The organism is Dyadobacter chenwenxiniae, assembly GCF_022869785.1.
GTDB classification, from domain to species: Bacteria; Bacteroidota; Bacteroidia; order Cytophagales; family Spirosomataceae; genus Dyadobacter; species Dyadobacter chenwenxiniae.
On record NZ_CP094997.1, the window covers coordinates 4154474 to 4177821 of the forward strand.

At 45.6% G+C, this 23348-nt stretch carries 22 protein-coding genes; 12 read left to right on the forward strand and 10 right to left on the reverse strand.

Annotation, left to right across the window (positions count from 1 at the left end):
• Positions 1-17 precede the first annotated feature (17 nt).
• The 4 genes from MUK70_RS17695 to greA form a co-directional block, all read right to left on the reverse strand.
• Positions 18-1070, reverse strand: coding sequence for a PA0069 family radical SAM protein (locus MUK70_RS17695; protein ID WP_234654176.1), 1053 nt, complete (start codon positions 1068-1070; stop codon positions 18-20).
• Between the two features lie 269 nt (positions 1071-1339).
• The gene (locus MUK70_RS17700; RefSeq protein WP_234654178.1) at positions 1340-2410 is read right to left on the reverse strand and encodes a M42 family metallopeptidase; all 1071 of its coding nucleotides are present in this window, start codon (positions 2408-2410) and stop codon (positions 1340-1342) included.
• Positions 2411-2467: 57 nt separating this feature from the next.
• Positions 2468-2797 carry a hypothetical protein gene (locus MUK70_RS17705; protein WP_234654180.1) on the reverse strand — a complete coding sequence of 110 codons (330 nt, stop codon included), beginning with the start codon at positions 2795-2797 and terminating at the stop codon, positions 2468-2470.
• A gap of 97 nt (positions 2798-2894) precedes the next feature.
• The gene (greA, locus tag MUK70_RS17710) at positions 2895-3377 is read right to left on the reverse strand and encodes a transcription elongation factor GreA (protein WP_026630790.1); all 483 of its coding nucleotides are present in this window, start codon (positions 3375-3377) and stop codon (positions 2895-2897) included.
• 231 nt (positions 3378-3608) lie between these two features.
• Here greA and fmt point away from each other — a divergent pair, with 231 nt between their 5' ends.
• The 4 genes from fmt (at position 3609) to MUK70_RS17730 (ending at position 6975) form a co-directional block, all read left to right on the forward strand.
• Positions 3609-4529 carry a methionyl-tRNA formyltransferase gene (fmt, locus tag MUK70_RS17715; RefSeq protein WP_234654182.1) on the forward strand — a complete coding sequence of 307 codons (921 nt, stop codon included), beginning with the start codon at positions 3609-3611 and terminating at the stop codon, positions 4527-4529.
• 52 nt (positions 4530-4581) lie between these two features.
• The gene (gene tnpA, locus MUK70_RS17720) at positions 4582-5043 is read left to right on the forward strand and encodes an IS200/IS605 family transposase (RefSeq protein WP_234654184.1); all 462 of its coding nucleotides are present in this window, start codon (positions 4582-4584) and stop codon (positions 5041-5043) included.
• 290 nt (positions 5044-5333) lie between these two features.
• Positions 5334-5831, forward strand: coding sequence for a dihydrofolate reductase (locus tag MUK70_RS17725; RefSeq protein WP_234654186.1), 498 nt, complete (start codon positions 5334-5336; stop codon positions 5829-5831).
• 364 nt (positions 5832-6195) lie between these two features.
• Complete coding sequence (locus MUK70_RS17730; RefSeq protein WP_244784443.1) at positions 6196-6975, forward strand: alpha/beta hydrolase; 780 nt, start codon at positions 6196-6198, stop codon at positions 6973-6975.
• Positions 6976-7045: 70 nt separating this feature from the next.
• Here the strand turns inward: MUK70_RS17730 and hslU are convergent, their stop codons facing one another.
• Complete coding sequence (gene hslU / locus MUK70_RS17735) at positions 7046-8443, reverse strand: ATP-dependent protease ATPase subunit HslU (protein WP_234608475.1); 1398 nt, start codon at positions 8441-8443, stop codon at positions 7046-7048.
• A 257-nt stretch (positions 8444-8700) separates the two neighbouring features.
• On the opposite strand from hslU, the gene MUK70_RS17740 reads away from it, so the two are divergent.
• The 5 genes from MUK70_RS17740 to MUK70_RS17760 all read left to right on the forward strand — a co-directional run bounded on the left by MUK70_RS17740 (position 8701) and on the right by MUK70_RS17760 (position 16330).
• On the forward strand, positions 8701-10983 hold the full coding sequence (locus tag MUK70_RS17740) for a GH92 family glycosyl hydrolase (RefSeq protein ID WP_234608476.1): 2283 nt from the start codon (positions 8701-8703) through the stop codon (positions 10981-10983).
• Between the two features lie 126 nt (positions 10984-11109).
• Positions 11110-12105: an aldo/keto reductase gene (locus tag MUK70_RS17745; protein ID WP_234654190.1), complete on the forward strand. Its 996-nt coding sequence runs from the start codon at positions 11110-11112 to the stop codon at positions 12103-12105.
• 30 nt (positions 12106-12135) lie between these two features.
• Positions 12136-13302, forward strand: a complete 1167-nt coding sequence (locus MUK70_RS17750; RefSeq protein WP_234654192.1) for a PQQ-dependent sugar dehydrogenase — start codon at positions 12136-12138, stop codon at positions 13300-13302.
• Between the two features lie 58 nt (positions 13303-13360).
• A complete protein-coding gene (locus MUK70_RS17755) occupies positions 13361-13768 on the forward strand; it encodes a c-type cytochrome (RefSeq protein ID WP_234654194.1) in 408 nt (135 codons plus the stop codon).
• 183 nt (positions 13769-13951) lie between these two features.
• On the forward strand, positions 13952-16330 hold the full coding sequence (locus tag MUK70_RS17760) for a TonB-dependent receptor (RefSeq protein ID WP_234654196.1): 2379 nt from the start codon (positions 13952-13954) through the stop codon (positions 16328-16330).
• Between the two features lie 63 nt (positions 16331-16393).
• On the opposite strand, the gene MUK70_RS17765 is transcribed toward MUK70_RS17760, so the two are convergent.
• Entirely contained in the window at positions 16394-17854 is a 1461-nt protein-coding gene (locus tag MUK70_RS17765; RefSeq protein ID WP_234654198.1) for a gluconokinase, read from the reverse strand.
• 156 nt (positions 17855-18010) lie between these two features.
• Here MUK70_RS17765 and MUK70_RS17770 point away from each other — a divergent pair, with 156 nt between their 5' ends.
• Complete coding sequence (locus tag MUK70_RS17770; protein WP_234608482.1) at positions 18011-18202, forward strand: hypothetical protein; 192 nt, start codon at positions 18011-18013, stop codon at positions 18200-18202.
• A 38-nt stretch (positions 18203-18240) separates the two neighbouring features.
• On the opposite strand, the gene MUK70_RS17775 is transcribed toward MUK70_RS17770, so the two are convergent.
• Positions 18241-19470, reverse strand: coding sequence for a metallophosphoesterase family protein (locus tag MUK70_RS17775; protein WP_234654200.1), 1230 nt, complete (start codon positions 19468-19470; stop codon positions 18241-18243).
• A 211-nt stretch (positions 19471-19681) separates the two neighbouring features.
• On the opposite strand from MUK70_RS17775, the gene MUK70_RS17780 reads away from it, so the two are divergent.
• Entirely contained in the window at positions 19682-20200 is a 519-nt protein-coding gene (locus tag MUK70_RS17780; RefSeq protein ID WP_234608484.1) for a DinB family protein, read from the forward strand.
• 31 nt (positions 20201-20231) lie between these two features.
• On the opposite strand, the gene MUK70_RS17785 is transcribed toward MUK70_RS17780, so the two are convergent.
• A complete protein-coding gene (locus tag MUK70_RS17785) occupies positions 20232-21218 on the reverse strand; it encodes a glycosyltransferase family 2 protein (RefSeq protein ID WP_234654201.1) in 987 nt (328 codons plus the stop codon).
• A 201-nt stretch (positions 21219-21419) separates the two neighbouring features.
• On the opposite strand from MUK70_RS17785, the gene pgeF reads away from it, so the two are divergent.
• Entirely contained in the window at positions 21420-22190 is a 771-nt protein-coding gene (gene pgeF / locus MUK70_RS17790) for a peptidoglycan editing factor PgeF (protein WP_234654203.1), read from the forward strand.
• A 62-nt stretch (positions 22191-22252) separates the two neighbouring features.
• On the opposite strand, the gene MUK70_RS17795 is transcribed toward pgeF, so the two are convergent.
• Both MUK70_RS17795 and MUK70_RS17800 read right to left on the reverse strand, forming a co-directional pair.
• Positions 22253-22675, reverse strand: a complete 423-nt coding sequence (locus MUK70_RS17795; protein ID WP_234654205.1) for a histone H1/H5 family protein, HCT subfamily — start codon at positions 22673-22675, stop codon at positions 22253-22255.
• Positions 22676-22814: 139 nt separating this feature from the next.
• Positions 22815-23345 carry an RNA methyltransferase gene (locus MUK70_RS17800; RefSeq protein WP_234654207.1) on the reverse strand — a complete coding sequence of 177 codons (531 nt, stop codon included), beginning with the start codon at positions 23343-23345 and terminating at the stop codon, positions 22815-22817.
• Positions 23346-23348 lie beyond the last annotated feature (3 nt).

Here is a 23348-nt window from a genome sequence, read left to right on the forward strand (position 1 = left end):
TGGATTTAGGATTGAATTTAAAATAAACGCATTTGCCCTGCCCGCATAAACTGGGTTGTATCAAGCTCGGGTAACGCTCTGTCTTTGAAATATTTTCGACACGCGTGTGCATGGAGTTGCCTGATGTTTTCTGCAAAATTACCCTCCCCAACCATTCTGAGTCCGAATCGGGAATCATTTAAACTTCCTCCATGGCATTCCGCAATCTGGTTCAGCACTTTCGTTGCCCGATCCGGAAAATGATGATTGATCCACTCTTCGAATAATGTTGAAATGGCACCATTCAGCCTTACGATTGTATAATTGGCCCATATTGCACCGTTTTCGGCCGCCGCCTGTACAATGGCCGGAATTTCGTGATCATTGAGTCCAGGAATAATGGGCGCTGTCATTACGCCCGTCGGCACGCCAGCTTCGGTTAGTCCTTTCACAATTTGCAATCTGCGTTTTCCGGTTACAGTCCGGGGTTCAAGGGCGCCGCGAAGCTCTTCATTTAGCGAAGTAATGGAAATTGCTCCATGCACCAGATTCAGCTTGGCGAGCTTTTCAAGCACGTCCAAATCCCTCAGTATTAAAGCATTTTTGGTCAAAACGCTCACCGGATTCCGATATCTCAGGCATATTTCGAGCATTTGCCGGGTTAACCGATATTTTTTTTCTCCCGGTTGATAACAATCTGTGTTTCCGGAAAAATGAATGGCCTTAGGCTCCCAGTTTTTTGAATTGAAAAGCTTTTCCAGCAACTGCGGCGCATTTTTCTTGACTATAATTTTTGTTTCAAAATCCAGCCCGGCGGAATATCCCCAATATTCATGGGAGTTGCGGGCATAACAGTAAATACAACCATGTTCGCAGCCCCGGTAAGGGTTAATCGAGTGAAAATGACCCAGATCCGGACTATCCGAAACACTCAGCAATGTTTTGGAGTGCTCCTCAATAAACTGCGTTTTCGGGTTCGCAGCCGGCTCTTCCCACTGCTGCCAGTCCTCTGACGTATATTCTATTTCATGCTTAAAAAATTTGTTGTGGGTGTTAATAGCAGCCCCCCGGCCACGAGCCCTGTTGTCCATGTTTGGTTAATGATCATGATTTGTTGATGAAATTGCTAACGATGTTGTGTGATCAATTTTGAATGATTGAATGACTGAATGAGTGAATGAAGTTTAATGTTGACCAGGTCACCTGGTGTTGAGCGAATGACTGAATGAAGTTTAATGTTAACCGGGTCGCTGGCGACGACGGAATCGAAGAATAAGAAAATATTAAATCATCCCCCAGAGACCCGGTCAATCATCGCCCGGCGACCCGGTCACTCATTCACTCATTCACTCATTCAAAACTACTTTATATACCGAAAGTCCTCGTCTCCTTTCAAAGACAGCAGCACGTCGTACATGAGTTGGATTACGTTTTTGACGTCTTCTTTGTGGACCATTTCCACGGTGGTGTGCATGTATTTAAGCGGGAGGGAAATCAGTGCGGATGCGATGCCTTCGGTTGAGTAGGCAAAAGAATCCGTATCCGTTCCTGTTGAACGGCTTACTGCCTGGCGCTGGAACGGGATATTTTTCTCGTCTGCAATGCGGATCAAAAGGTCACGCACATTGTTCTGCACAGCTGGTCCATAGCAAATTACCGGTCCGCCACCACTTTTGAGGTCGCCTTGTTCCTTTTTGTTATACATCGGCGACTGCGTATCGTGCGTCACGTCGGTCACGATGGCAAGATTAGGTTTCAAACGACGCGAGATCATTTCCGCTCCCCGCAAGCCGATCTCCTCCTGAACTGCGTTCACAACATATAATGTAAACGGCAAGCGAACATTGTTCTCATGCAACATACGCGCCACTTCCGCGATCATGAAACCGCCCATTCTGTTGTCCAGGGCGCGTCCCAGGTAATATTTTTCGTTCAATTCGTCCAGACCGTCCGCAAATGTGGCAACCGTTCCCACATGAATGCCCATTTCAAGCACTTCGTCTTTTTTGGAAGCGCCGACATCAATAAACAACTCATGAACCTTTGGAACAGAATCCTTTGCAACGTCGCGAACATGGATCGCAGGCCAGCCGAAAACGCCTTTTACAACGCCTTTGGCAGTGTGCAAATTCACGCGCATGGAAGGCGCAATGATCGCATCCGAGCCGCCATTACGGCGCACATGAATGTAACCATCGTCTGTAATGTAGTTGACAAACCAGGAAATCTCATCGGAATGCGCTTCAATTACCACTTTGTAATCCTGGCCACCGCCAATAACGCCGACAGCCGTTCCGTAGACGTCCACAATGGTTTCTTCAATGTAAGGCTTGATGTAATCCAGCCATATCTGCTGACCGCTCGCTTCGAAGCCGGTCGGCGATGCGTTGTTCAGGTATTTATAAAGAAATTCTCTGCTTTGATCTGACATATTTTATTAAAATTACTTACTTAAAATGCTGTACAACAATGCCATACCAGGCATTTTCTATTGTTTCAAAAAGCGCCAAAAAGCCCAAAAACGCCTTTTGTCGAGATAATCCAAATCTGCCTGATGCTGATATGCTTCCCGCTCGAACGAAATATGGAGATAGGCCAGATAATGTTTTTTGTACTGGATCAGGCGAATTAAATATTCGGCAAAATACCAAATATAAAAGACAATCAAACCCAATTCAAGCTGTTGCCTCAAATGGATTTGCTCGTGGTTGATCAGGAAGCGGCTACATGGATTTCTTCTCACCAAAATGAATGGAAACAATGCCATCCCCTCCACCCAAAGGAAAGAAACATTCAACAAAATGCCTTTGAATTTCATACTGACGAATGGTGATCCAAACCAATTTAAAACAAAAATGTTGGATTGCGAATGATCAACATTCTACAATCCAACATCTTATTCATGCTATGCGAAACTATTCGCTGAACCTGCTGATATCCAGGACTTCAAATTCCATCAAGCCCGCAGGGACCTTAATTTCGGTGGTGTCCCCTACTTTCTTGCCAAGTAAACCTTTGCCTATCGGCGATCCTACTGAGATCTTGCCGGTTTTAAGGTCAGCTTCTTCTTCTGAAACCAAAGTATATGTCACTTCCATTCCATTCTTACGGTTTTTGATCTTCACTTTGGAAAGCACCGCAACCTGCGAAGTATCAATCGACGACTCATCGATCACCCGCGCATTTGACATGATCTCTTCAAGCTTGGCGATCTTCATTTCATGCATTCCCTGCGCATCCTTTGCCGCGTCATACTCTGCATTCTCGCTCAAATCGCCCTTATCCCGCGCTTCTGCAATCTGTTTTGCAATCTCCGTGCGGCCTTTTGTTTTCATATCATTCAGCTCATTCCTCAGCTTATTTAATCCTTCTTCCGTATAGTATGAAATTTTAGCCATGACCTTAAATTAGTTTACAAGTCTTTAAATTTTTGAAAATTGGATAAAAAAAAAGAACGGCTCTAAGACCGCTCTACAAGAGTTACAACACTCGTAGTAGAAGGCTAGAAGACCCTGTCTTTTCGGTTCGTATATGATTTCGTCTGGATCATAATTTTCTGTTAAGAACGACAAAAATAACAATATTTGTAAATGGTATCACCATTTTTTATCCAAAAGCGGTAACAATCTATGTCAACCCCGTTAAGAATAATTTTCATGGGAACGCCCGAATTTGCGGTCCCAAGTTTGAAAAGTCTGGTCGAAAGCAATTCTAATGTAGTGGCTGTAATAACCGTGCCGGACAAGCCCGCAGGCCGCGGACAAAAGCAAACCGCATCGCCCGTAAAACAATATGCAGAAGCACAAGGTATTCCTGTTTTACAACCCGAAAAACTAAAAAATCCAGCGTTTCTGGAAGAACTCAGGTCCTATCAGGCTGACCTGCAAGTGGTCGTAGCATTCCGCATGTTGCCCGAAGTGGTCTGGAGCATGCCACGAAAAGGAACGTTCAATTTACACAGCTCATTATTGCCGCAATACCGCGGCGCGGCGCCGATTAACTGGGCCGTGATCCATGGCGAAACGGAAACCGGCGTTACCACATTCTTTATAGAGAAGGACATTGACACAGGGAAGATTATTTTCCAGGACCGAGAGCCTATTCACGCCGACGACGACGCAGGTTCCTTACACGACCGGCTGATGGAAAAAGGCGCAAAGCTGGTCGTGAGAACGGTCAGGGCTATTGAAGCAGGCGATTACCCACAAGAACCACAGGATGAATCGGCTAAAATAATATCCGCACCAAAGATTTTCCGCGAAACCTGCGAAATAGACTGGCAGAAACCCGCAGCAGAAATCCACAATTTCATCCGGGGACTTTCACCCTACCCGGCAGCCTGGACAACTATCAATGGTCTCTCCTGCAAAATCTTCAAATCCAAAGTTGTGGAATTTGATGAAAACGACACCCCTGGCCAATTTCGGACAGATAGCAAATCCTATCTCTATTTCCGAACCGGAGACGGCTGGCTTTCTATTGAAGTTTTGCAACTGGAAGGAAAGAAGCGGATGGAGATAGGGGATTTTTTGCGGGGGAATAGGCTTTAAACCATTCCCAGGCGCTAAATTCCTATTTATTACACACTATAAATAATTCATTATGGCGGACACTTTTTCACAGGTTCATTTACATTTCATTTTTACACCCAAATTTAGAGCGTCATTGATTGCTCCTTCCTGGGAAGCCGATTTACACAAGTACATTACAGGAATCACTAAAAAGAATGCACACAGGATGCTGGCAATCAATGGGACAGCGGATCATGTGCATATGCTGATCGGATTTCAGACAACACAATCCATTGCAGCATTCATGCAGGACGTGAAGGCAGACTCGGCTCAATGGATTAATAATAATAAGTTTTGTAAATCAAGGTTTGAATGGCAGGCAGGTTATGGGGTATTTTCTTATAGTAAATCAAATGTGGATAATGTCATTCAGTATATTTTAAAACAGAAAGAGCATCATCAAAAGGTTAGTTTCATCGACGAGTATAGGTTGATTTTAGAGAAGTTTGGGGTTGACTTTAAAGAAGGATATATTTTCAAAAGCCCTGAATGAGCAATGAAAAATCCCGGAGGGATGAAATATCGGTAGCAAAACATCGGTGTACAAGGGCCAAATCCCGGAGGGATGTAACGGCGTGTATGACGTTGCATCCCTCCGGGATTTGGCATAATCCGAAAATATTAACTTTGCTACCGATATTATATCCCTCTGGGATTAGCGGAACGCAAACACATTAACGTTGCGACCAATGTTGCATCCCTCCGGGATTGGCGGAATGCGGACACATTAACTTTGCTACCAATGTTGCATCCCTGCTGGATTGACCAATTTAATTTTACATTATGCTTATATCAATCATCGTTGCCGTCTCTGAAAACGGCGCTATCGGAAAGGATAATCAATTACTCTGGCGGTTGCCTGATGATTTAAAACGCTTCAAACAACTCACATTAGGCCATCCGATGATCATGGGACGGAAAACCTTTGAATCTATTGGCAAACCTTTGCCGGGCAGGACCTCCATTGTTATTACCAAACAAAAGGATCTTTCTGTTGAAGGCATCCTGATCGCACATTCACTGGAAGAGGCACTGGACATTGCGCGAGGCATTGAGCAATCCGAAGCCTTCATCGTCGGCGGGGGCGAAATTTACAGACAGTCAATGCCCATGGCAGATCGATTATATGTTACCGAAGTGAAGACGATCATCAACGGCGATACTTTTTTCGAAATAACAAATCCTGACGCCTGGGTGGAAACCGAGCGGATAGCACATGAGGCAGATGAGCGGCATAACTTAAAATTTGAATTCGTAAATTACATTAAACAAAAATTTTAATAAGTACCTTTACCGCTATACAACCCTAAGTGACTATCAGTTATAATGCAAGTATTAGTAGCAACCCTAAGCATCGAATTAGAAACATTACCGTCCGACAGCCGCCCAGTGTTCCTTACCGGTAACTTTTGCAAATGGCTCCCTGATCTGGAAGACTACGAGATGACGATGATTGCACCGGGAAAATACCAATTCCAATTTCCCGAAGATTTAGAGTTGCCCATGCCGGCTCGAATATAAATACACCCGTGGCGGCTGGAACCAGGTTGAGCTCGACCATTTAGGGCGGCCTTATGGCAACCGGATCATCACTCAGCCGGAAGGTGTTATTCAAGACTTTGTTAAACGCTGGCAGATTGATCCTTTGAAAAAAAATAATAGTCTTGCCCCGATTGCGGAGGTTCTTTCAGAAACATTTGAAATTCCTCAGCTCAAAAGAAAGCGGCGTGTTCACGTGCTTCTTCCCCACGATTATTACGAAAATCCCGAGCAGCGCTATCCGGTGCTTTACATGACGGATGCCCAAAACCTCTTCGGTGAAGGCTCTCCTTATGGCAACTGGGAAATTGATAAAAGTCTGGCCGAACTGGCGAAGGAGCACAAAGCGGGTGTCATTATTGTGGCCATTGACCATGGCGACGAGGAGCGCATCAATGAGTTTTCTCCTTACGATAATCCGCGCTTAGGCAAAGGTTTAGGTTCACTTTTCCTCCGTTTTGTAGCTGAAACGCTTAAACCGCATGTGGATGCCAATTACAGGACAAAGCCCGACAGGCTCAACACAGGCATGGGCGGAAGTTCGGTGGGCGGGTTGCTTAGCATTTATGCTGCATTAATGTTCCCGCACGTTTTCGGAAGGCTGATGATCTTTTCGCCTTCGCTATGGATTTCGCAGAAAGTGTATTTCGATGCCATTCACTTCTTTGAGCCTTTCGAAACACGCATTTACTTGTATGCCGGTGGAAAAGAAGGGGCGAATATGTTACCCAATTTTGAAAAATTTCATAAAACACTTGAAAACCAAAGATTTGGCTACAAACGTGTACAAATCAAAAGTTCGATTGATCCGGAAGGAGAGCATAAAGAGGAACAGTGGAGTAAGGAATTTCCTATTGCTTTGAAATGGCTCTTTTTTGAGGATTAATATTTTGAACGGCATAAAAAAGGGAGAGCGGCGCACGGCCGGCTCTCCCTTTTCTTTTCAATTAATATGATCACAAAATATATTGGCTTAAATCTCTGTTTTTAACCAATGCAGAAAGCTTTTCGCTAACCAGATCAGCGGTTACGACAATGTGAGAGTCCGCGCCTATTACGTCTGGGATATCAAACATAAAATCATTAAGCAGCAAGCTCATAACCGTTTGCAAACGACGTGCGCCAATGTTCTCCACTTCACTATTGACCTCAAAGGCAATTCTTGCTATTTCGCGAAGTGCGCCGTCTTCAAACTCCAGTTCCACACCCTCGGACTCCATCATCGCTACGTATTGCTTGGTAAGGGCATTTTTAGGTGTTTTCAGGATTTGGTAAAAATCGGCTTCTGTAAGGCTGTTCAGTTCAACGCGAATCGGGAAACGGCCTTGTAATTCGGGGATAAGATCCGAGGGTTTTGCCACATGGAAAGCGCCCGCCGCAACGAAAAGAATATGATCCGTATTGATCACGCCATGCTTGGTATTCACGGCACTTCCTTCCACGATCGGAAGCAAGTCGCGCTGCACACCTTCGCGGCTTACATCCGGACCGCCGCCGCCACCTGACCTGCTGGAAGCCACTTTATCAATTTCATCAATAAAAATAATCCCCAGGTTTTCCGCCTTTTTGATCGCTTCCACTTTTACCTCGTCCATATCAATCAGCTTGGAAGCCTCTTCGTCCAGGAGAATTTTTCTGGCCTCTTCCACCGTTACCTTTCTTTTTTTACCCCGACGAGGCATCATATTGCCAATCATTTCCTGAATGTTCATCATCGAAACGTCGTCCATCGCGCCTCCGATCATGCCTATATTAGGTGCTTGATTCTGATGCACTTCAATGTCGATCTTGCGGTTATCCATCTCACCGTTTCTTATTTTTTCACGAAACCGCTCTCTGGTGCGTTGGTTCAATTCAGCATCGTCCTCAGGCATTACTTCGGACGTGTTATTATCGGCCTTGATCTTGACAGCGCTGGAACCATGAACGGGCGGGATCAGCGCATCGAGAATGATATCCTCAACAGCCTGCTCGGCTTTGAGCTTCACTTCTTCTTTTTTCTGCGTCCTCACCATTCCTACTGCCTGTTCGACAAGGTCCCGGACCATGCTTTCCACATCGCGTCCCACGTAACCAACTTCTGTGAATTTGGACGCTTCTACTTTTACGAATGGCGCGTCCGCAATTTTAGCCAGCCGACGTGCAATTTCCGTTTTACCGACACCTGTCGCGCCGATCATTAATATGTTATTGGGAATGATTTCCTTTTGTATGTCCTCAGGACTATTCATTCGCCTCCACCGGTTTCTCAATGCAATAGCGACATTGCGCTTTGCGTCATTTTGTCCGATGATATACTGGTCAAGCTCGAAAACGATCTGACGCGGGGTTAGGCGATTTAAGTGTTCAGTCATGTGATTTATATAAATACGTAACTTATTGTTGGTTTTTTGTATCAAAAACATTCAAAAAAGGGATCTGTTGCCTCTAAACAGGGTCAATCTCCACATTTAAGCGCTTTCGTTATTCAATATCGCTGAAAAGAACTATGCCCGTACAAAATGTCATGCTGACCGGTTTTCCGAAATCTTTTGCCCGTTTACATTTTGTACATAGCCTTCCATTACCTTTGTTTTCTCTTCAAGTTTCTGTAAAAAGATTTGTTTACCATATGAAAAAAATACTGCAAACCCTTTCCATTCTGATTGCAACCACACCATTCCTTTTTGCGCAGACCCCGGCTGATAATGATCTGGTGGATCTTGTGAATCCGCTGATGGGAACGCAATCCAAATTCAGCCTGTCATCGGGCAACACTTATCCGGCCATTGCATTGCCCTGGGCGATGAACTTCTGGATGCCGCAAACGGGCAAAATGGGCGACGGATGGGCCTATATGTACGATGCGGAAAAAATCCGTGGGTTTAAACAGACGCACCAGCCCAGTCCCTGGATCAACGATTACGGCCAGTTTTCGATCATGCCGATCACTGGAAAGCTGAAAATTGACGAAGAAAGCCGGGCAAGCTGGTTTTCCCATAAAGCCGAAGTGGCGAAGCCCCATTACTATAAGGTTTACCTGGCCGATCACGACGTTACCACGGAAATCGCTCCCACGGAAAGAGCGGCGCAATTCCGTTTCACTTTCCCGCAAGCCGACAGCTCATTTGTGCTGATTGATGCGTTTGACAGAGGTTCTTACATTAAAATAATCCCTGGCGAGCGCAAGATCATCGGCTATACCACCAAAAACAGCGGAGGCGTTCCGGCTAACTTTAAAAATTATTTCGTCATTGTTTTTGACAAAGCATTTACATTCTCTTCCGCATTTCACGGCAAAACACTGGCCAAGGACACATTGGAACTGAAAACCGGCCACGCGGGTGCGGTTGTGGGTTTTAAAACAAAAAAAGGCGAGCAGGTTGGGCTGAAAGTGGCTTCTTCATTCATCAGTCCTGAGCAGGCCGAACTGAATCTGCAGCGCGAAATTGCCAATGACAATTTCGAAGTTACAAAAGAGAAAGGCCGCAAAGCCTGGAATTCTGAGCTGTCGCGTATAAAGGTCGAAGGTGACAACAAAGATCAGATCCGGACCTTCTATTCGTGCTTGTACCGCGTGCTTTTATTCCCAAGGAAATTTTATGAATTTGATAAGGCCAACAAGATTGTACATTACAGTCCATATAGCGGTGAAGTAAAACCGGGTTATATGTTCACGGATAATGGCTTTTGGGACACATTCCGGGCGGTTTTCCCATTTTTTACATTGATGTACCCAACGCTTAACGCGCACATTATGGAGGGACTCGCAAATGCTTATGACGAAAGCGGTTACCTGCCGGAATGGGCAAGCCCGGGCCACCGTGATTGTATGATCGGCTCCAATTCCGCATCGTTGATCGCTGATTCGTACGTGAAGGGAATCCGCGGTTATGACATTAACAAACTTTACGAAGCCGTGATCAAAAACACGGAGAATGCTGGCCCTGTGAGCTCGGTAGGCCGATTTGGTCATGAGTATTACAATGAGCTGGGCTATGTTCCCTATGATGTGAAAGTGAACGAAAATGCAGCGCGGACGCTGGAATATGCCTACGCGGATTTTTGTATCGCCCAATTGGGAACAGCATTGAAAAAGCCACAAAAGGAAGTGGATCTTTATCTGAAAAGAAGCCAGAATTACCGCAATGTGTTTGATCCGGAAACGAAATGGATGCGTGGAAAGAACAAAGATGGCCAGTTCCAAAAGCCATTCAACCCGTTCAAATGGGGTGATGCGTTTACGGAAGGGAACAGCATTCATTATACATGGTCTGTGTTTCAGGATGTCAAGGGCCTGATTGGCTTAATGGGTGGCCGCGAAGCATTTGTTCAGAAACTGGATACGGTTTTCACATTGCCGCCGATTTTCGACGACAGTTACTATGGTTTCCCCATTCATGAGATCCGCGAAATGCAGATCATGAACATGGGCAATTACGCGCACGGAAACCAGCCGATCCAGCATATGATTTATTTGTATAACTATGCAGGAGCGCCTTATAAGGCACAGTATTGGCTGCGTCAGGTAATGAACAAGCTTTATCAGGCAGCACCGGACGGCTATTGCGGTGATGAGGATAATGGCCAGACTTCGGCCTGGTATGTGTTCTCGTCACTGGGTTTTTACCCGGTAACGCCAGGAACAACGCAATATGTGATCGGCTCGCCGCTTTTCAAGAAAGCGACATTGACGATGGAAGACGGCAAGAAATTCACAGTTCAGGCACCTGCTTCGGATGATGCAAACATGTACATCCAGGGCGCTTCGTTGAATGGTAAAGCTTATGGCAAAACATTCCTCGAACACGCCGACATCCAGAAAGGCGGCACTGTGCAGTTCAACATGGGAAGCCAGCCTTCTAAAACCTGGGGCGCAGGCGCGGATGCTGCACCTTTTTCTTTGACAAAGTAAAGTGCCATAGCAGCGCAGCTAGCCGCTTAGACTATAATATTTGATCATTATTCCACTTTTCGGTGAAGTGTTCCGGGAAGTGGAATAATTGTTTGACAAAACCATAAAACACTAAACCAATTAACAATGCAATACAGGAAATTAGGAAACTCTGACCTGGAAGTTTCAGTGATCACATTTGGTGCCTGGGCCGCTGGCGGCTGGATGTGGGGCGGAACCGAGCGTAGCGAAGCGGTTAAGGCCATTCAGGCTTCGTTCAATGCAGGCGTCACTTCCATCGACACAGCGCCCGTTTACGGACAGGGATTAAGTGAAGAAATTGTTGGGGAAGCGATCAAAGATCTGCCCCGCGACAAAGTTCAGATCCTGACCAAATATGGCATGCGCTGGGACCTTACCAAAGGGGATTTTGCCATGCACAGCAAAAACAATGCAGGTGAGGACATTGACATTTATAAATACGCTGCCAAAGACAGTATCATTAAAGAATGCGAAGACAGCCTGAAACGCCTCGGAACAGACTATATAGACCTTTATCAAATCCATTGGCATGACAAAACAACGCCCATCGAGGAAACGATGGAAGCCGTTTCAGATCTGATCAGGCAGGGTAAGGTGCGCCACGCCGGCGTTTGCAACTATGATGCCGACCTTATGCGGGAAGCAGCGCAATATATTGACCTGGTCTCAGATCAGGTCCCTTATAGTATGGTAAAACGGGACATTGAAAAAGAACTCGTGCCTTACTGTATCGAAAACAATAAATCCATATTGGCTTACAGTCCGTTGGAACGCGGGTTGCTGACAGGCAAAATGAAACCCGGACATCAATTTGCGGCCGACGATCACCGTGCATCCATTCATTTTTACAAAGATGAAAATCTGGAAAGAGTCAACGCGTTCCTGGACAAGATCAAACCTATTGCAGCGCTTAAAAATGCGACGATTGGCCAGCTTGTTCTCAGGTGGACAGTGGAGCAACCGGGTATCAGCATTGCACTAGTGGGGGCCAGGGATGCAGCCCAGGCATTGCAGAATGCAGCTGCCATTGAGATTTCTTTAAATGCCGAAGAAATCAATACGATCACGAAGGAATTGGATAAACTACAATTGGTAAAATAATTTAAATCAAACATTTATTCACCTCAATACATGAAGAAGAACATTCCTTTACTAAGAAAGTATCTCCCCGTTGCCCTGGGAGGTCTGATGCTTACGGCCTCTATCGGGTTAATGAGCAACAGCGGCGTTGAACCTGGAAAGCTCTCAGAAGCGAACCTTAAAGTGGATACAGTCGCCACTGGCCTGACCATGCCCTGGGCTTCTGCATTGTTGCCTAACGGCGATATGCTCGTCACCGAGCGTGGCGGAAAGCTTCGGCTTGTAACAGGAGGAAAGCTGGATCCAAAAGAAATCACTGGTGTTCCCGAAGTACTTTACAAAGGACAAGGCGGACTGCTGGACGTTGCATTACATCCTGACTATAAGACCAATGGCTGGATTTACATCAGCTATTCGTCCCCAAAAGCAGCTGGTGAGGAAGGTGAAGACGGCGGGGCGAACACGGCATTGATACGGGCGAAATTGAAAGACCATGCATTGACCGACATTCAGCCACTATTCAAAGCTATTCCTAATGTAAAAGGAAGCCCCCATTACGGAGGACGGATTGTTTTTGACAAAAAAGGCTATGTTTTCCTTTCGCTTGGAGAACGCGGGCAGAAACAAAACGCACAGGATTTGGGAAGAGACCAGGGTAAGGTGGTTCGTTTGCACGAAGACGGCAAGATTCCTAACGACAATCCTTTCGTAAATACTGCCGGTGCGCGACCAGAAATCTGGACATATGGCCACCGTAACCCCCAGGGCATGGTCATTCACCCGACAACCGGCGTGATTTGGGAACACGAGCACGGGCCACAAGGAGGTGATGAGCTTAATATCATCGAAAAAGGCAAAAATTATGGCTGGCCGCTGATTACTTTCGGGATCGATTATGACAACAGCATCATCTCGAAAGACACGGCTCGCACAGGGTTGGAGCAGCCGGTTGTTTATTGGAAACCTTCTATCGCACCTTGCGGAATGACCTTCGTTACGAGTGATAAATTTAAAGATTGGAACGGCGATTTACTGGTTGGCTCACTCAAATTCATGTATCTGCAACATTTGGTCGTGAAAGGCAACAAAGTGATTAGCCGCGAAATCATTTTTGACAAGATCGGTCGCGTGCGGGATGTGCGTCAGGCCTGGGACGGCAACATTTACGTGGTGCTGGAAAACTCCGGAAAAGTTGTCCGTATAAGTCCGAAATCATAACCAGACGCCAACGCGATTGAACCACCAGACGCCAACGCGATTGAACCAATAGAATAGAATGAAAAATACATTGGCGATAATAATATCCGTCGTTTTCTGCTCGGCGGTCTTTCCGCAGGACGACGAACTTTCGAAGAGTATTGAACGGGGCAAAATGGTTTATTCCGAAAACTGTATTAGCTGTCACATGGGCACAGGCGAAGGCGTTACTCCCACCTTTCCGCCCCTGGCAAAATCGGATTATCTCATGCAAACGCCGGAAGCAGCGATTAAGGCCATCAAATTCGGCCTGATCGGCAAAATTAAAGTGAATGGTGTTGACTACGACAACATGATGCCTAACCCGGGTTTAGGCAATGATGAAATTGCCGATGTTACCAATTACATTATGAACACCTGGGGAAATTCGTCGGAGAAGAAGATGATTACAGAGAAAATGGTTGACGAAATTAAGGAGAAGAAGTAAGTCGGAATCAAGTATGTCACGAAAAGCAGGATCGCCTCAAAACCGATCCTGCTTTTTTTTGGCTCATTATGCATGTTATTAGCGGTTCGCTATTTTAAATAAATCTAAATAAAGTCTTGTAAACAAATATTTGCTATCCGATATTTGCTGCCCAAGAAATTATTTAGACCAATTTAAAATAAAATGCAGAAAATCTATATCTCCTTCCTGCTCATGCTTTTTGCAGCGACCGCAATTGCTCAAAACGGCAGAATAACTGGCCAGATCCTCAGCTCAGATGGCTTACCAGCAGAACAGGTCTCCGTCGGCATCAAAGGAAGCTCGAAAGGAACCGTGTCGGACGCTGCCGGAAAATTCACCATTGAAAGAGTCAAACCAGGCTCCTACTCGTTACTTGTAAGCTTCGTTGGACTGGAAACACAGGAAAAACCGGTAGAAGTGATCGCTGGCGAAACTGCGAATGTTTCTTTCACGCTTTCAGAAAGTGCCAACCAGTTGTCGGAAGTAATTGTAAAAAGCGGAAACCCATACAAATCCGACCAGGTTTCTTCAAGTCTGAAATTGCTTACGCCTATTTTGGAAACACCTCAAAATGTGCAGATTGTAACCTCCAAAGTGCTGGCAGACCAACAGATCATCAGCATGAGCGACGGCTTGATCCGCAATGTGAGCGGCGCGACACGCCTGGAACACTGGGGTGATATGTATGCCAACATTACCATGAGGGGCTCACAAATTCAGGCATTCCGCAATGGATTCAATGTTGTGAGCTCGTTCTGGGGTCCGCTTACGGAGGACATGAGCTTTGTGGACCATATAGAATTCGTAAAAGGCCCCGCTGGTTTCATGTTGGCCAATGGCGATCCGAGCGGTCTTTATAATGTAGTTACCAAAAAACCTACGGGTGAAACCAAGGGCGAAATATCCCTGACAATGGGCAGCTTCGACTTTTACCGGGCAACATTGGACCTGGACGGAAAACTCGACAAAAGCGGCAAGCTGCTTTACCGCCTGAACCTGGCAGGTCAGAATAAGAATTCGCACCGTGCATACGAATATAATAACCGGTATAGTGTCGCTCCCGTCATTTCTTACCAGATCGATGATAAGACGAAACTGACGGCGGAATACACCATGCAGTACGCAAAAATGTCCGACGTAGGTTCTTTCTATGTGTTCACGACGGACGGCTACGCAACATTGCCTCGAAATTTTACGGCAATGCCCCCGGGACTTGATCCGACGAAAATTAAAGATCAGAGCCTTTTTGTAAACCTGCAACACCAGATCAACAGTGACTGGAAGCTGACGGCCCAAGTTGGTTATTTCAACTATCAGCAAAAAGGGTCCAGCATGTGGCCGGATTCCATCAGCGCGGATGCAAGACAAGTTCGAAGCGTGGGAATATGGGATGCAAAAAGCGAAATGACACTTGCGCAGACCTTTATCAATGGCTCCGTAACAACCGGCGGCGTGCAGCACAGAATTTTGGGCGGCATTGACATTGGAACAAAAAATTACTTCGCCGACTGGGTGCAATCGCATGCATTGGATACTCTAGGCGGTCTGTTTGACCCGCGCAACCCTTATTATTCAACCCCAAATAACGGATATCCCGTTTGGGACCGCACATTAAACCTGGAAGCCAGAGCTGTAAACGGCGGCGGAACGATGGACCAGAAATACACCGGAATTTATTTGCAGGATGAACTCGGTTTCATTGATAACAAAATCAGGCTGACGCTGGCCGGACGCTACACGCACGTGAGCCAGTCGGCCTGGGGTGGTTCTCCTGACAAAGCGAGCCATTTCACGCCACGGGTTGGGTTGAGTATTTCTGTTGACAAAAACACATCTGTATATGCATTATATGATGAAGCATTTTTGCCGCAATCGGGAAAATTACGGGGCGGCGGAACCGCAAAGCCCATAACCGGAAGCAACCGTGAACTTGGCGTTAAAAGAGATTGGGCAGATGGCCGCTGGAATACAACCATTTCGGTTTATCGCATTGTAAAAAATAATGAGATAACAGCAGATCCGTTGAGCGGGCCTACTTCGGGTTTAAGTGTTGTTTTAGGACAAAAAAGGGCACATGGCGTGGAGTTTGACATCCGCGGAACCATTGCCAAAGGACTTAACCTGACCGCAAACTACGCTTATACCAATTCGGAAGTGACGAAAGTGACGGAAGGTGTCCAGTCCATCCAGGTAGGCGATGTTATCCCTGGTTTTGCCAAACACACTGTTAATAGCTGGATTAGCTACAAAATTCAGCAAGGTGCACTGAAAGGCGCCGGGCTTTCGGGTGGCTTCACCTATTTACTGGACCGTGCCACGTCTAATTGGAGCGCGACGAATAGCAAGGTTAACCTGCCTAATTACTTCAAGCTTGACGGAGGCTTATTCTGGGAAAAAGATAAGATAAGGCTTACATTGAATGTGTTCAATGTCCTGGATGAATATCTTTATAGCGGAGGTTATTATGATAGTTTGAGCGCATACTACACGCAATCAGAAGCGCCAAGAAACTATCGATTGGGATTAGCTTATAAGTTCTAAAATTATTTAGAAGATTCCTTTTCGGGCATTCAGCGATCACTAGTTGAATGCCCGTTTTATTCCTCAGACCGCATGCGCAAGCATCAGGCGCGACCCTTTTTTAAATTTATCACTCAACGCATCGTAGGATTTATGCACTTTGGATACTGCGTCAAATTCCTGCCCAACAGTCGTGAAGGCCTTCATATCAGCGTAATGTTCGTAAATACCGAGTGCCTTCAATCCCATCATTGCAGCTCCTACCGCACCCGTTTCGACCGTTTCATTCAATTTTACCTTTTTTCCAAAAACATCAGCAAGCATTTGGACCCAGATCGGGCTGCGCGCGAAACCGCCGTTGGCATAAATCGTATTGACCTTCTGCATTTCCATCAGAATTTTCCCAACACCAAATAAATTCAATAGTATCCCCTCCATCACCGCTCTCGCAAAATGCGCCCGCGTATGCTGGATATCCAGTCCTGTGAACCCGCCACGAACGGTAGAACTCCACAGCGGCGCCCGCTCACCCAGAAGATAAGGATAGAAAAGAAGTCCGTCAGATCCCGGATCTATTTTCGAAGCTTCGTTAAAAACAGTGTCATATTCCTCTTTTGGGAAAAAAGTGTTCATTAACCATTCAAAAATCACTGCACCATTGTTTGAAGGGCCCCCGATAATAAATGTGGTTTCGTCCAGCACATAGCAAAAAGTCTGCATAAGCGGGTCGGAATAAGGCTTATCAAAGGAAACGCGGACCGCGGCGCTGGTGCCGATTGTTACAGCCATGGAGCCTGTCCGGACCGCGCCGCTGCCCAGATTGGCCAGGCATCCATCGCTTGCGCCCATGATCAATGCGGTCCCTTCGGGCAAGCCTGCGTCATTTTTGGCTGGTGCATTTTCAATGTGGTAGGGAGATACGGCCATAGACAATTTGTCCGCTTTCAAACCCAGCTTTTTCAGCGTATATGCATCCCATTGCAACTCCCGGATATTGAACATTCCCGTGGCTGACGCCACCGAATAATCCACCACAAATTTGCCCGTGATCCGATAAATAATGTATTCTTTTATGCCAACAAAATGGCTTGTTCTCTTGTAAATTCCGGGCTCATGCTGCCTCAGCCAGAGCAGTTTACATACCGGCGTCATGGCGTGAACCGGCGTTCCGTTGTTATAATAGATTTTCTTCCCCACACTTGAAGTCCGCAGCTTGAGCGCAATGTCGGAACTTCGGTTATCTGCCCAAATAATGAGTTGCGTGAGTTGTTTTCCGTCCTTATCGAGCGCCAGCACGCCATGCATAGCAGCGCTGAAGCTGACGCCTACCAACTTATGCCTTCCTCTACAAGCCTTCACTACTGCTTTTATAGTTTTACAGGCGGCGTCGTAAATCTCATCAGGGTCCTGCTCACTCCAATCGGACTGAGGATGATACATTTCGTAACTTTCGCTATGTGAGGCAAGTATATCACCTGAAACAGAATCAAAAGCAACACATTTCACATTTGTCGTGCCAATATCACAACCGATAATGTAGGGCATTTTATCAAATTTAAAAGCAGTGGCCGACACAAACCCAGTCGGGTAGTCCGATCATTAATTTAAAACAAATCAAAAAATCTGAAATCTTGCCAACAACTTGGCATGGATTTGTTATTTTCGCAGAAATAAACGCATAAGATTTAGAAACATTTGACCATGTCCGATACAACACATAACGAGACCAGTTCACTTTCAAGCGGAGTTTACGTCGCAGCATTCATCATTCTGTTCCTTGTGCTGGCTGTACTTGCCGACCTGTTTACATTCATTTTGGGAACAATCGGATTGGTTGTGACATTCGCAGCATTTTACAAAGATAACAGTCACCACGGCGACGATCACCATTGATTAGCAGCTCGTGATGAGCTGATTCAGCGCTTATAACTTTAACGAACGGCCAATTCGGGCATGGACTGTAATATCTTCCATTCCAGTTGGCCGTTTGTCGTATTCACGGTCCAGGATTCCTCAAAAACACACTGATCTTCCAAATCCCGATATTCTGCGGTTAACACATCGTCTTTCAACAATAATCTTGCGAAACCATTGTAACCCAGCGAGTGTCGCTTAATTACCTTGCGTACCCGGCGATCATAATAACCGATCTTGTCAAGATCTTTTGCTGCCGGCATTGCCGTTTCGACGGGTAATCCACCATGGCCAATGCAGCGCCCGTAAGCTTGCGGCCCTTTTCCGTTCGTTCCAAAATTATAAACAACCAGCCTGTGATCGTGCCCCCAGATCCAGATTACAGGACGGTTAACCTGGCCCATCAGTTCGCGGATTTGCTCGCCTGGCTTGGCATAATCTTCTCTAAATGATGATATATAGGGATGATGGCTTAGAAAGACGATCCCGCGCTTGTCATCAGGATTTCCCAGCTGCACAACATCCCGGAGCCAGGCAACCTGTTCTTTTTTCAAATGGCAGTCGGGCGGTGAAAGGATCTCTATAAATGGCCTGCCGACCGAAGTATAACCCGTATCAATCCCGATAATGCGCCAATGTGCATTTTCAAGACAGAAAAAACCGGCTTGTTGTGACTTTTTCATTTCACCATCCTGAATATACATTGCAGGCAGCAAATGCTGAAAGAAAGCATTTCCATTAGAGTACATTTCATGGTTGCCCGACAATGCGAGACTGCCGGAAGCGCCATAATACCAGGATGCATGAGGTGCTGTAAAGTTTGCTTCCACCTCTTTTGGCGCACCTACGAAATAAATGTCGCCCATGTGGATTGTGTAATCAGGTGCGTAGCGGGCAACCAAATGCGCAACAGCATCGGATTCGGCCGTGTCACTCGCCCAGTCAGAGAGCAATGCAATGGTGATTTTGTCTCTGGATGGAATGGACGACTGTAATGAATAGATGCCCGTGTCGCCATTCCTCGGATAAGCCTGGTAAGGATGCCGCGGTCCAAAACGACTTTTTAAATAGTGCCATGCAAATCCTAACAGATTGGTCTTAAAAAAGTTAGAGACTACATTGGTAACGCTTGAAGTATCCTTGACATGCTTTTCATAGAGTTCCAGTTGGGTTTTTGCATGATTCTCGGCTTCACTGTGGCCTAGGTCCAGGTATTTTTTGGTTCTTTCTTCTGCTGACTCGGGCATATTAGAAATTCGCTGATGGTCGGATGTTACCGGTAAATAAAATGATTAGTTGATTAACCTCAACGATTTCCTTGAAATTTCCAGGCCAGAAAGGCATGAGTGTAACCGTTTATCAAGATTGAGCCTAATTATTTATACACCGGGTTGACAATCGCTAACCTTAGAAGTACCTTTCACGAAAAATAAACAACCACCATAAACACAAGATCGAATGAAAAAACTGGCTATTACACTCATGTTATTTTTCGCTGCAAGCGCTGCGTTTGCACAGTCAACGATTATTGCAAAACAAGTTGCTGACTGGGAAAGAGCTAAAAAATACACGCAGGCATATCTGGATGCCATGCCGGATGATGGTTATGCTTTGAAACCGACGCCTGAAATTCGTTCTTTTGCCGGACAGATGGACCATATTGCAGATGCCAATTTCGCGTTCGTTTCCGCTGCGTCCGGCAAGAAAAGTCCGTTTGAAGGTTCGGCAGAAAAAATGACTGATCAATCCAAAGCTGCTGTTTCCAAGGCGGTTATGGATAGCTACGATTTTGTAATCAATACATTAAAAGGCATGACGGAGGCTGATCTTGCAAAAGACGTGAAAGTGTTCGGCATGGATATGAAGGCGGGCGCTGCATTTGAAAAAGCTTTCGAGCATCAGACGCACCACCGTGGACAATCAACCGTTTACATTCGCATGAAAGGCGCGACGCCTCCAAATGAGATGTTGTTCTAGTCACAAAAAAGGGATCTCACGATCCCTTTTTTTATGCCTTTGCCTTTGACTTGATGTTATAGAGGTTCAATGCAAAGAAGCTGTACAGTTTCATAACTGCGGGCGGCAGCACGAAGTCGCGGATAACCTCCTTTTTTTTCTCCGGCGAAGGATCCCCAGTTGCAAGATATTTCACCGCATACTTCAGTCTTGGCCAATAAGTATTCCCATATTCCTTCGAAAACAGCAGCTTGTAATAGTAAGTGGCAATGTTCTTTTTTAGTTTATCATCGTATTTATAGTCCAGCTCCTTGTTAATGTTGGAATAAAGCTGAATACGATTAAAAAGGAAATCGGCGCCGTAATGGTTGTCCGCAAAGCTTGCCCCGCCCCTGTTTTTTCTGTAAACTGACATTACTTCGTCAATATAGCCAATCGGGCCGCGGGTTGCGAACATGATATTTCTTGGGATATCTCCACTTGTCGACAGGTTAGTCCATTCAGGATCAGGATGTTTGGCAAAATCTTCTCTGCGAAACATCAAACTTGATGTGGCGATAAAACAAAGTTCGTCCTCTCCTACCAGGTCATCCACCGTGATTTCCGGCTTTGAAAGCGTATTAACCAGATAAGGCGGCGCGGCGTTATCATCAAAAATCACGCGTGCATTGTGGTAACAAGCTGAATAATGCGGATTTGCGTCCAGCATTTCAACTTGTTTTTGCAGCTTGTGCGGAGAAATCAGGTAATCATCTCCGTCGAACTGAGCTATATATTCACCTTTGGCGGCTGCAAACGTGGCAAGTGCATTGAATTTTCCATTGAGCCCCATGTTTTTCGGATGAAGCAAAAGCCTGATCTTATCGGGAAACTTTTGCTGGTAAGCTTTCAAAATAGCCGCTGTATTATCCTTAGAGCAATCGTCCCCTACAACAATTTCAAAAGGAAATGTAGTCTGCTGCATTAAAATCGAGTCCAGCATCTGCGCTACAAACTTTTCGTGGTTGTAAGTGACAACACACACACTCACTTTTATCATATTTACTAATCATGTTGAAGCACTTCGAGCCGCAAATTTAATTCTTTTATTCCCATTTACCTGAATTGCGATATTTTAAGGCAAGGAATGTGACGGATTGCGGCCCGGACAATAAACTTATATCATAGCCGAATAAATTCCATTGACCGTCATTAATTTGTAAACTCTACATTTGTAAAATTTACCAAGAATTCCGTTTCAATGTCTTCAATAGCAACCAGCGCGGTAAAGCCGCTTTTCAGAAGTCCTGAAATATTTTCCGGATTTAGAAGCCTCATCGCGGCGGAAAGCACGCGGCACGGAGGCGTTAGCGAAAGTCCATATCAATCACTGAATCTGGGTGGCTCGCAGGACGATCCCGACAATGTTCTAGAAAACAATTTGCGGTTTTTCAATGCATTAAATGTTTCTTTTGAAACAGTTGCCAAGTCACATCAGGTGCATGAGGATAAAATCCTAAATGTTCAAAATCCCGGTCGATTTGAAGGTTATGACGCGCTGATCACAAATAAGGCTAACATTCAATTGGCAGTAACCGTTGCAGATTGCACGCCTGTTCTGATTTTCGATCCAGTTACCAGGAGCATTGCTGCTATTCACGCTGGCTGGCGGGGAACGGTCAAACGCATTGTCGGCAAAACTGTTTCAATGCTTCAAACAGAGTTCGGCATCGACCCTAAGGACTGCGTCGCTTACGTTGGAACCTGCATTGACGAATGTTCTTTCGAAGTTGGCGAAGATGTTTCAGACCATTTTGAAGGAAGATTCAAGCGGTTCGACATGGAAAAGAATAAATATTTCGTGGACTTGAAAGCAGCTAACCGGGACCAGTTAATTTCCGCAGGCTTGTTCCCGGATAACATTCAGGTTTCTAAGTATTCCACGGTCCTGAATAATGACGATTATTTTTCTTACCGCTTCGAAAAGGGTTTCACAGGCAGGATGCTGGTCACAATCGGAATGCTTGGCTAAGGCATATATGTTAAGAGGCAGCACTTTGCGGTGCTGCCTCTTAAATTCAGTCCTTATTAATCTTATTGCGCTGGCGTTTCAACCACTGTTTGCTCAGCAACTCCGGCAGGCTTTGCCGCCGAACGGGATGTGCTGCGAGCCGCTGGCTTAGCACTTACTGTCTTTGCAGGAACGGGTTTCGCAGGAGCAGCGACGGTGGCTTTGGATGATGCGGCAGCAACCAACGCGGCAACCTTCGCAGCTTTTTCCTTTTTGCCCTCTTTTTTACCCTTATCCTTTGTTTTTAGCTTTTTTTCAGCGTTTTTAGCATCTTTTGCCTTCTTTTTCTCTGTCTCCTTTTCAAATTTAGCTACCTTTTTAGCCAGTTTGGCAGCTGCTTTTTCAATGGACTTTTTTATTTTCTTGGAACCTGCAGAAACTGCAGCGATTTTGCCGGAAAGCGTTTCTGCAATTTCGGTCGTTAATTTTTTTGTGGCAGATTTCATAATGTTGTTTTAAAACAAGTAAAGTTTTCACTCGGACCGTTTTACGGAAACGCGAGCGCGAACGTGAGGATATGTTAACGCATTTATAACCTGCAATTACTGCTTAGAAGCGGTAAACACCAAATATCTTATATTATATTTATGTTATTTTTTTCCTTACAAATTCCCAAAACACGATTCCAGCAGATACGGACACATTAAAAGAGTGTTTGGTCCCGAATTGAGGGATTTCCAGACAACCGTCCGCTGCGGCAATTACATCATCAGCAACACCTTCGACCTCATTTCCGAATACAAATGCGCAGGGTTTTTTATCATTCGGAGCAAAATCCTGCAGCATTACGCTTCCCTCCGCTTGTTCCACACACCAAACTTCATATCCATCCGCTTTCAACTGCATGACCGCATCTACGGCGCTTTCATTTTTCTCCCAGGCAACGGACAATTCTGCACCGATCGCACTTCGGGTGATTTCCCTGTGCGGCGGGCTTTGCGTATAACCACATAGAATAATTTTCTCAGCACGGAAGGCATCCGCAGTGCGAAAGAAAGACCCGACATTGGCTAAGCTTCGAATATTATCCAGAACAACAACAAAAGGAAATTTTTTCGCCTCCTTAAATTCCTCCACCGTCAACCGGCCCATTTCTTCAACCCGCAATTTGCGCATGAC

Bases quoted from the DNA above. Each gene is read 5' to 3' on its own strand.
- MUK70_RS17695 (WP_234654176.1), bottom strand. From the start codon at position 1,070: ATGGACAACAGGGCTCGTGGCCGGGGGGCTGCTATTAACACCCACAAC.
- MUK70_RS17760 (WP_234654196.1), top strand. From the start codon at position 13,952: ATGCAGAAAATCTATATCTCCTTCCTGCTCATGCTTTTTGCAGCGACC.
- MUK70_RS17725 (WP_234654186.1), top strand. From the start codon at position 5,334: ATGCTTATATCAATCATCGTTGCCGTCTCTGAAAACGGCGCTATCGGA.
- MUK70_RS17750 (WP_234654192.1), top strand. From the start codon at position 12,136: ATGAAGAAGAACATTCCTTTACTAAGAAAGTATCTCCCCGTTGCCCTG.
- MUK70_RS17785 (WP_234654201.1), bottom strand. From the start codon at position 21,218: ATGATAAAAGTGAGTGTGTGTGTTGTCACTTACAACCACGAAAAGTTT.
- MUK70_RS17800 (WP_234654207.1), bottom strand. From the start codon at position 23,345: ATGCGCAAATTGCGGGTTGAAGAAATGGGCCGGTTGACGGTGGAGGAA.
- MUK70_RS17745 (WP_234654190.1), top strand. From the start codon at position 11,110: ATGCAATACAGGAAATTAGGAAACTCTGACCTGGAAGTTTCAGTGATC.
- pgeF (WP_234654203.1), top strand. From the start codon at position 21,420: ATGTCTTCAATAGCAACCAGCGCGGTAAAGCCGCTTTTCAGAAGTCCT.
- MUK70_RS17765 (WP_234654198.1), bottom strand. From the start codon at position 17,854: ATGCCCTACATTATCGGTTGTGATATTGGCACGACAAATGTGAAATGT.
- MUK70_RS17780 (WP_234608484.1), top strand. From the start codon at position 19,682: ATGAAAAAACTGGCTATTACACTCATGTTATTTTTCGCTGCAAGCGCT.
- MUK70_RS17700 (WP_234654178.1), bottom strand. From the start codon at position 2,410: ATGTCAGATCAAAGCAGAGAATTTCTTTATAAATACCTGAACAACGCA.
- MUK70_RS17795 (WP_234654205.1), bottom strand. From the start codon at position 22,675: ATGAAATCTGCCACAAAAAAATTAACGACCGAAATTGCAGAAACGCTT.
- greA (WP_026630790.1), bottom strand. From the start codon at position 3,377: ATGGCTAAAATTTCATACTATACGGAAGAAGGATTAAATAAGCTGAGG.
- MUK70_RS17705 (WP_234654180.1), bottom strand. From the start codon at position 2,797: ATGAAATTCAAAGGCATTTTGTTGAATGTTTCTTTCCTTTGGGTGGAG.
- MUK70_RS17770 (WP_234608482.1), top strand. From the start codon at position 18,011: ATGTCCGATACAACACATAACGAGACCAGTTCACTTTCAAGCGGAGTT.
- hslU (WP_234608475.1), bottom strand. From the start codon at position 8,443: ATGACTGAACACTTAAATCGCCTAACCCCGCGTCAGATCGTTTTCGAG.
- fmt (WP_234654182.1), top strand. From the start codon at position 3,609: ATGTCAACCCCGTTAAGAATAATTTTCATGGGAACGCCCGAATTTGCG.
- tnpA (WP_234654184.1), top strand. From the start codon at position 4,582: ATGGCGGACACTTTTTCACAGGTTCATTTACATTTCATTTTTACACCC.
- MUK70_RS17775 (WP_234654200.1), bottom strand. From the start codon at position 19,470: ATGCCCGAGTCAGCAGAAGAAAGAACCAAAAAATACCTGGACCTAGGC.
- MUK70_RS17755 (WP_234654194.1), top strand. From the start codon at position 13,361: ATGAAAAATACATTGGCGATAATAATATCCGTCGTTTTCTGCTCGGCG.
- MUK70_RS17740 (WP_234608476.1), top strand. From the start codon at position 8,701: ATGAAAAAAATACTGCAAACCCTTTCCATTCTGATTGCAACCACACCA.